7 protein-coding genes are annotated in these 8,437 nt (G+C 74.3%); 5 read left to right on the top strand and 2 right to left on the bottom strand.

Annotation, left to right across the window (positions count from 1 at the left end):
- Positions 1-292 precede the first annotated feature (292 nt).
- Positions 293-985 carry a lysophospholipid acyltransferase family protein gene (locus tag ACW0Q9_RS26580; protein ID WP_456185857.1) on the top strand — a complete coding sequence of 231 codons (693 nt, stop codon included), beginning with the start codon at positions 293-295 and terminating at the stop codon, positions 983-985.
- Positions 986-1,004: 19 nt separating this feature from the next.
- On the opposite strand, the gene ACW0Q9_RS26585 is transcribed toward ACW0Q9_RS26580, so the two are convergent.
- Positions 1,005-4,625, bottom strand: coding sequence for an ATP-binding protein (locus ACW0Q9_RS26585; protein WP_456185864.1), 3,621 nt, complete (start codon positions 4,623-4,625; stop codon positions 1,005-1,007).
- Between the two features lie 181 nt (positions 4,626-4,806).
- Here ACW0Q9_RS26585 and ACW0Q9_RS26590 point away from each other — a divergent pair, with 181 nt between their 5' ends.
- The gene (locus ACW0Q9_RS26590; RefSeq protein WP_357335473.1) at positions 4,807-5,019 is read left to right on the top strand and encodes a hypothetical protein; all 213 of its coding nucleotides are present in this window, start codon (positions 4,807-4,809) and stop codon (positions 5,017-5,019) included.
- A 60-nt stretch (positions 5,020-5,079) separates the two neighbouring features.
- On the opposite strand, the gene ACW0Q9_RS26595 is transcribed toward ACW0Q9_RS26590, so the two are convergent.
- On the bottom strand, positions 5,080-5,772 hold the full coding sequence (locus tag ACW0Q9_RS26595; protein ID WP_355642628.1) for a Crp/Fnr family transcriptional regulator: 693 nt from the start codon (positions 5,770-5,772) through the stop codon (positions 5,080-5,082).
- A 248-nt stretch (positions 5,773-6,020) separates the two neighbouring features.
- Between ACW0Q9_RS26595 and ACW0Q9_RS26600 the strand changes: the two genes are divergently transcribed.
- The 3 genes from ACW0Q9_RS26600 (at position 6,021) to ACW0Q9_RS26610 (ending at position 8,298) form a co-directional block, all read left to right on the top strand.
- A complete protein-coding gene (locus tag ACW0Q9_RS26600) occupies positions 6,021-6,518 on the top strand; it encodes a polyadenylate-specific 3'-exoribonuclease AS (protein ID WP_456185860.1) in 498 nt (165 codons plus the stop codon).
- A 69-nt stretch (positions 6,519-6,587) separates the two neighbouring features.
- Positions 6,588-7,091 (top strand): pyridoxamine 5'-phosphate oxidase family protein, encoded by a 504-nt coding sequence (locus tag ACW0Q9_RS26605; protein WP_456185862.1) that lies wholly within the window; start codon positions 6,588-6,590, stop codon positions 7,089-7,091.
- A 178-nt stretch (positions 7,092-7,269) separates the two neighbouring features.
- The gene (locus ACW0Q9_RS26610; protein WP_189195281.1) at positions 7,270-8,298 is read left to right on the top strand and encodes a 6-phosphofructokinase; all 1,029 of its coding nucleotides are present in this window, start codon (positions 7,270-7,272) and stop codon (positions 8,296-8,298) included.
- Positions 8,299-8,437 lie beyond the last annotated feature (139 nt).

Below are 8,437 nucleotides of genomic sequence, written 5' to 3' on the forward strand. Positions count from 1 at the left end.
GCCTGCTCGGCCTGCTGATGGCGGTCGTGGTGATCCTGGTCTTCCTGCTCTCCGTCCCCTCCCCCGTGCCCCTGACACCGGACACCCCCTTCGCCGCACCCGTCGGTGCGGTCGTGCTCTGAATCCTGACACGTCGGGACCCGGTTCCGGGAGTGCGTTGTGGCGTGCCGCTCCCTGTTCGTACGCTCATCCCCGACAGTCCGCTCGCCGACGGCTCCCCGGGCGCGGTCCCGGCGGCCCGCCATGCCCCGGCGAACGGGGCCCGTCGCCGCTCCCGCCTGGAAGGACCCCGGTGCTGTACTGGCTGCTGAAGTACATCATCCTCGGCCCGCTGCTGAGGTTGATCTTCCGCCCGCAGGTCGAGGGGCTGGAGAACGTCCCGGAGACCGGCCCGGTGATCCTGGCCAGCAACCACCTCTCCTTCTCGGACTCGATCTTCACCCCGTTGATCGTCAAGCGAAAAGTTACATTCATCGCGAAAGCCGAATATTTCACCGGCAAGGGTCTCAAGGGCTGGCTGACCAAGATGTTCTTCGTCGGCTCCGGCACCATCCCGGTCGACCGCTCCGGCGGCCGGGCCGCCCGCGCGGCCCTCGACACCCAGCTGAGGGTGCTGCGCGCCGGCGGCATCGCGGGCATCTACCCGGAGGGCACCCGCTCGCCGGACGGCCGGCTCTACCGGGGCAAGACCGGCGTGGCCCGGCTCGCCCTGGAGAGCGGCGCCCCGGTGGTGCCGATGGCCATGCTCAACTCCGACGCCATCCAGCCGACCGGCCAGATCATCCCCAACCTCGGCCGGGTGCGGATCCGCTTCGGCGCCCCGCTCGACTTCTCCCGCTACGCCGGGATGTCCGGCGACCGGTTCGTCGAGCGGGCCGTCACCGACGAGATCATGTACGAGCTGATGGAGCTCTCCGGCCGCGAGTACGTGGACAGGTACGCGCAGAAGGCGAAGGCCCAGCCCCGGGAGCCGGTGCCCGCCTGACGCCGCCGGAGGGGCCCGCTCAGCAGGCGACCGCCGGCCCGGCGTCCGGCACCGGCCGGCGGGCCAGCGCCAGCAGCCCGGGCGCGTCGTTGCGCTGGGCGAACGCCCGCACCTCCGCCAGCGGGGCGGGCTCCGGGTCCCCGGCCAGCTCCAGCTCGGCGGCGGCCAGGGCGAGGGCCAGCATCCGGTCGGTCACGTCCGGGATCCGGGCGTAGATCTCCGCCCCGGCCAGGTGCAGCTCGGCCGCCCGGCGGTGGTCGCCGTCGGCCGCCGCGACCGCCCCGGTGACCGTCCGCAGCGCCGCCTCCGACCAGGGCGTGCGGTGGTCGAGCCGGTCCAGCATGGCCCGGACCCGCACCGCCGCGTCCCGGCCGGCCAGGGTGGCGGCGTACGCCGCGGCGGCGATCCACTCGCCGCTGGCCAGCGCGGGCACCGCGGACCAGGCGTCGGCCAGCTCGTCGACCAGCTCGGCCGCCTCCTCGGCCCGCCCCTGCAGCGCCCGGCAGAGCGCCGCCATGCCGAGCATGGTCCAGTGCGGCCGGTGGAAGCCACTGCGCCGCGCGCTGTCCAGCGCGGCGGCCACGTCGTCGCGGTGCCGGGGCGTCGGCGCGACGGCGGCCCCGTCGTCACGGTGCCGCGGCGGCGCCGTGCCGTCGCGCGGGGTGGGGGCGGCCGGCCGGGGCGCCGGCGGCACCGGCTGCCCGCGCAGCACCAGCAGGCACGAGCGCAGCCCGCGTACCTGCATGTCCCAGCCGCCGGTCGGGGTGTCCACGAACGCGTCCGCGGCGGTGATGAGCCGGTCGAAGTCCCCGTCGAAGTAGGCCCGCATGGCCTCGCCGGAGTAGCTGGTGGTCAGCGTCTGCCCGCTCGCCGTCCGGGCCGGAGCGGTGGTCAGCAGGGCGTCCGAGCGCAGCCAGTCGCCCTCCTCGCGGACCGCGTACGCCAGGTTCTGCACCGCCCGGTGCAGCGCGAGCAGCTGCTGCGCCCGGCTGTATTCCACGAGCGCGTGCAGGTCGTCCAGGCCGGACCGGTCACCCGCCTGGTAGCGGGCCGTGGCGGCGGTGATCCGGGCGTTGGTGCGGGTCTCCGACAGGCCCAGCCGCTCGCCGATCTCCGCCGCGGTCTCGGCGGCGGCCACCGCCGCGTCCCGCTCGTAGTTGAGCATGTGCAGCCGGCCCAGCTCGGCGTACGCGTCGGCCTTCTGCGGGCTGTCCGGCAGCGGCTCGAACAGCCCGACCGCCCGGTCCAGGCAGGCCACCGCCGCGCTCCGGTCGGCGCGCAGCCAGGCCGCCTGGCCGAGCAGCGTCCAGGCCCGGGCGGCGCAGGCCTCGTCGTCGTGCGCCAGCAGCCGGTCGGCGAGCGCGTGCAGCTGCTCCGGCCCGCCGCCGGAGAGGAACGCGTTGCCGTCCCGGTAGAACGAGATCTCCGTGCTGAGCAGCTCCAGCTGGAGCCGGCCCACCGGATCGCTGTCGTCGGCCAGGCCGAGCGCCCGGCCGGCGTGCGCCGCCGCCGCGTCCAGCCCGTGCAGGGCGTACGCCCGGCGGGCCGCCCGGTGCAGCGCGGCGCGCGCCGGCCCGGCGTAGCGGTGGGTGTCCATGCCCAGGGTGCGGGCGATCTCGTGGGCCGCCCACCGGTGGTGGGCGAGCACCTCGGCCAGGTCGGTGTCCCGGGTGTGCGAGAGGGCGTCCAGCCAGTCCGCGGTCCGCTCGTGCCGGGCCACCCGCTCGGTCCGCGGCAGCCGCTGGTAGCAGACGTCCCGGACCAGCACGTGCCGGAACCGGAACTCCGCCTGCCCGGCCATCGTGGACGCGGCCTGCTCGTGCACGAAGTCGCGCTGCTCCAGCCGGCGCAGCGCCCGCTCCACCGGCTCGACCGGCTGGCCCAGCGCGGCGGCCACCGCGCCCGGCCAGAACTGCACGCCCACCACCGAGGCGGCCAGCAGCACCGCCCGGTCCTTGGCGTCGAGCAGGTCGACCCGGTTGGCGATGACCGCGTGCACGCTTTCCGGCATGGGCAGGTCGAGGTGCTTCTCCAGCGACCAGCCGCGCCCCGACTGGCGCAGCGCGCCCTGCTCGATGAGCATCCGGACGTACTCGTGGGCGTAGAGCGGGTTGCCGCCGGCCACCTCGACCAGCGGGGTGAGCATCTCGGCGGGGAACGCGGCCTGGCCGAACATGTGCGCGTAGAGCGAGGCGATGCCGGTGTCCCGCAGCGGGGGCAGGGTGATGGTGACCGAGCCGGTGATCGTCCCCGCCCAGCTCGGGTCCCGGTCGACCAGCTCCGGGCGGGCGGTGCAGAGCAGCAGCAGCGGCACGTCCCGGGCGGCGGTGCCGAGCAGCTCGACGAAGCGCAGCATGGCGTCGTCGGCCCAGTGCAGGTCCTCGAAGACCAGCACGGTGGGGCGCCGGGCCGCCAGCGCCAGCAGGAACCGCCGCCAGGCCGACTCGGCCTCCTCGGCGGGCAGGGCGGTGCCGGTGAGCCCGACCAGCGGGCGCAGCGCGTCGACGAGGCGGTCCCGCTCGGCCGGGCCGACCAGCTCGGTGACGGCGGCGGTGAGGCGCTGGGCGGCGGTGGACGCCGGGTCGGTGTCGAGGATGCCGGCCTCGGTCTTCACGACGTCGGCCAGCGCCGCGAAGGTGACGTTCTCGCCGAACGGCGGGCACCGCCCGGTACGCCAGGTCAGCGGCTCGTCGACCAGCCGGCTTGCGTGCCGGTGCAGCTCCCGGATCAGCCGGCTCTTGCCCAGGCCGGCCCGGCCGAAGACGGTCACCACCTGGGGCAGCCGGTCCCGCAGCGAGCGGTGCAGCGCGTTGACCAGCAGCCCCAGCTCGTGCTCGCGGTCGATGAGCGGGGTGGTGTCCGGCTCGCGGTCGGTGGGCTGCCGGCGCACCGGGGCCAGCGCCAGCCAGACCTCGGTGGGGCTGGAGCGGCCGCGCAGGGTGACCGGCGGCTGCTCCTCGTAGCGGATGGCGTCCTTGGTGAGCGCGTGCGTGGTGCCGCAGACCAGCACCCCGCCGGGCGGGGACACCGACTGCATCCGGGACGCCGTGTTGACGACGTCACCCGCCACGATGGCCTGCCCGCCGTCGCGGGCCGCGGCCACGTCCACCAGCGCCTCGCCGGTGGCCACGCCGACCCGGAAGCGCAGCTCGTCGTGGCCGCTCGGGGCGAACCGGGTGAGCACCCGCTGCAGCTCCAACCCGGCCCGTACGCAGCGCAGCGCGTCGGTCTCGGTGGCTACCGGGGCGCCGAAGAGCGCCATCACGGCGTCGCCGATGTACTTCTCCACCACCCCGCCGTACTGCCCGACGACCCGCTTCGCGGCCGAGAAGAAGCCGGTCTGCATGCCGCGGACCTGCTCCGGGTCGGCCCGCTCGACGTACGGGGTGAAGTCGATCAGGTCGACGAAGAGCACGCTGACCCGGCGGCGGTCCTCCTGCGGCGTCGGCACCGGCTGCTTGGCCCCGGCCCGGGGCGACCCGCACGAGGTGCAGAACGCCACGTCGGCGGCGAGCGGGCGCAGGCAGTGCGGGCAGACGGCACCCAGCTCGGCGCCGCAGCCACCGCAGAAGCGGTCGCCGTCGGTCGCGGTACGTCCACAACGGTCACACTGCGCGGAGATGACAGGCCTCCACTGGATCTGCCGGCCGGTCCCGGCCGGGCGCCGTCCCCCGCGGCGTCACGGTGAGTATCCCGCCCGCCGGCAGTGTCAGGTACCGGGCTGTTGGCTTGTGGACACTCCTCCGGGCGGCCGGTGGGGCCGCCGGGCGACTACATTCATGCCGCCGGACGACGACGACCGCGATCGAGGGGGACCAACCATGGTGTACGTGAAGCTGGAGAGCGACTGGACCGACGGCGACGGCGTCGCCCACGTGGCGGGGGAGTCCGTCGACGTGGACGCGGCCACCCTCGCCACGCTCCAGGCCGAGGGCATCGTCAGCGAGGGCTCCGGCGGCGGCAAGGACACCAGCGAGTGGGCCGGCCCGGGCAGCACCACCGCGTGGGCGGGGCCGGGCAGCGCCGGCGTCTGAGCCGGGACGGACACGGGAAAGGGCCGGGGCGGCATCGCCCCGGCCCTTTCCGCGTAGCCGTCAGCGGTCGTTCATGCCGGCGCGGCGGCGCAGCGCCGCGACGTCGGTGACCACGATGCGGCGCCCCTCGGTGCGCAGCCAGCCCCGGCTGGCGAAGGAGCCGATGGCCTGGTTGACGCTCTGTCGCGAGCCGCCGGCCATCTCGGCGAGCTGGCTCTGGTTGAGCTCGATGGTGATCATCGGGGCCTGGCTCTCGCCGGCCAGCCGGACCAGCGTCTTGGCCACCCGGCCGGGCAGGTCGAGGAAGACGTGGTCGGCGTTCTGCTCGGTGAGCCGGCGGATCAGCTGGCCGAGGGAGCGCATCACCGCGTCGAGGATGCGCGGGTTGGAGTGCACCAGCTCCATGAAGGCCGGCCGGGACAGCGCCAGCGCGGCGCAGTCCTCGATCGCCTCGGCCGACGCCGACCGGGTCGAGGCGTCCAGCAGCGAGACCTCGCCCAGCACGTCCGGCGGCCGGATCACCGACAGCACGGCGCGCTCGCCGGTCGGGGCGGTGCGGAACACCGCCACCGCGCCGCGGCGCAGCACGATCAGCGACTCGCCGGGGTCGTTCTCGACGAAGAGCAGCTGACCCTTGCGGTACGTGCGCGGCACGGCCGCGGCGATGACCCGCTGCCGCACCTCCGGCTCCAGCCCGGCGAACATCTCCACGCCCGTGAGCGCGTCACCCGGCTCCGGCAGGCGAACCTCCACGGCCCAACCCCTCCCCGGTCAAGGACCACAACTCGCACACCCGGTGAACCCGTCAACCCCGGTGCGAGGCATCTCAACCGGTTCGTCGTCCGGTAGCGGTACACATCAGATCATGACGCTCCCGTCGCGTGCTGTACACCCCTGGAGACACTTCCGTGACCGGCGCGAGCTGCGGCGGACGGGCCGGGGGACCTCGGCGGACGCCCCGGCGACCGGCGGCCGGCGGCGGTGGGCGAGGATAAGGGGCGATGGTCTACCGCTACTTCTACGACTGCGAGTTCATCGAGGACGGCCGGATCGTCGACCTCGTGTCGATCGGCGTCGTCGACGAGTACGGCCGCGAGTTCTACGCGGTCTCCACCGAGTTCGACGACTCCCGGGCGGTGCCCTGGGTGCGCCGCAACGTGCTGGACAAGCTCCCCTCGCCGGCCGACCGGGCCTGGCGCTCCCGGGAGCGGATCCGCGACGACCTCTACGAGTTCCTGATGGCGCCGGTCCGGGACCGGCCCGGCGAGCAGCTGGAGCTCTGGGCCTGGTACGCCGCGTACGACCACGTGGTGCTGGCCCAGCTCTGGGGGGCGATGCCGGCGCTGCCACGGGAGATCCCGCGGTTCACCAAGGAGTTGCGCCAGCTCTGGGACGACCGGGGCCGGCCGCGGCTGCCGGAGGCCGAGGCGGGCCGGCACGACGCGCTGGTCGACGCCCGGCACAACCTGGCCCGCTGGCGGGCGATGACCGTCCGGTGAGCTGTCGGGAGGTTTGACCGGTTCTGTCCCGGGCAGGATCGGCATCGAGCCGATCCGAGGGAGGGGCGCATGAGCAAGCAGCCGACCAGCGCCGTGGATGGCCGCCGCCGGGTCACCGAGCTGATCCGCGCCGCGCGCATCTGCCTGCTGACCACCACCGGCGTCGACGGGCGGCTGGTCAGCCGCCCGATGGGGCTCCAGGAGGCGGAGTTCGACGGCGACCTCTGGTTCTTCGCGTACACGGACTCCGCGAAGGTCCGCCAGATCCGGGTCAACCCGCAGGTCAACGTCGGTTTCTCCGACCAGCGGCACCACGCCTGGGTGTCGGTGGCCGGCACCGCCGCCGAGGACTGGGACCGGGCCCGGGCCGAGCGGCTGTGGCACCCGCTGCTGAAGACCTGGTTCCCCGGCGGGCCGGACACCCCGGGCCTCACGCTGATCAAGGTGCACGCCGGCTCGGCCGAGTACTGGGAGGCGTCGGGCAACCCGGTGGTGAACCTGCTCGGGGTCGCCCGGGCGGCGGTCACCGGGCAGCCGCCGAGGGCGGGGGAGAACCGCGAGGTCAGCTACTGACCGGTAGCCGGTCCGGGGCTCGGAACGGGCCGGGGCGCGGTGTCGGCGGACCCGCACGCCGACTACAGTGCGCACTGACGGCCCGCCCCGGGCCGGCAACGGCGCCGATGGTCTGATCTGACACATATCCTGGGGCTTATCCGGGCTTCACCTGATGCTCCAGGAGGATGAGCAGATCATGCGTATCGGCGTGCTCACCGGCGGCGGCGACTGCCCTGGTCTCAATGCGGTGATTCGGGCGGTGGTCCGCAAGGGCGTCGCCACTTACGGTCACGAGTTCGTGGGCTTCCGGGACGGCTGGAAGGGCCCCCTGGAGGGCCTGTCCAAGCCGCTGGGCATCGCGGAGGTCCGCGGGATCCTGCCGCGCGGCGGCACCATCCTCGGCTCGTCCCGGACCAACCCGTTCAAGATCGACGGCGGCGTGGAGCGGATCAAGGACAACCTCGCCGCGCAGGGCGTGGACGCGCTGATCGCGATCGGCGGCGAGGACACCCTCGGTGTCGCCACCAAGCTGCACGAGCTGGGCGTCCACGTCATCGGCGTGCCGAAGACCATCGACAACGACCTCGGCGCCACCGACTACACGTTCGGCTTCGACACCGCCGTCAACATCGCCATGGAGGCGATCGACCGGCTGCACACCACCGCGGAGAGCCACCACCGCACCCTGGTCGTCGAGGTGATGGGCCGGCACGCCGGCTGGATCGCCCTGCACGCCGGTCTCGCCGGCGGCGCCAACGTGATCCTGCTGCCGGAGCGGCAGTTCGACGTCGACCAGGTGGCCGGCTACGTCGAGAAGCGCTTCCAGCACCAGTACGCCCCGATCGTCGTGGTCGCCGAGGGCGCCCAGCCGCTGGACGGCCAGATGGTGCTGCACAACCAGGAGCTCGACGCGTTCGGCCACGTCCGCCTCGGCGGCATCGGCCAGTGGCTCGCCGAGCAGTTGGAGGCGAAGACCGGCAAGGAGGCCCGCACCGTGGTGCTCGGCCACATCCAGCGCGGCGGCACCCCGACGGCGTTCGACCGGGTGCTCGCCACCCGGCTCGGCCTGCACGCCATCGACGCGGCGAACGAGGGCGACTGGGGCAAGATGGTCGCGATGCAGAGCACCGACATCGTCCGGGTCCCGCTGGCCGAGGCCACCCGGGAGCTGAAGACCGTGCCGCTGGAGCGGTACGCCGAGGCCGAGGTCTTCTTCGGCAGCTGACCGACGGCGGGCGGCGCGGCGGGGGCCCGGGGCGGGGCCCCCGCCCCGCACCCCCCCCACAGGGGGAGAGGCCCTTGCGGCCCAAGGGGCCAACGACCCGGGGGGTCGGGCGGGGCAAGAAGGGCGGGCGTAGGTCCCC

The organism is Micromonospora sp. I033 (genome assembly GCF_053890995.1).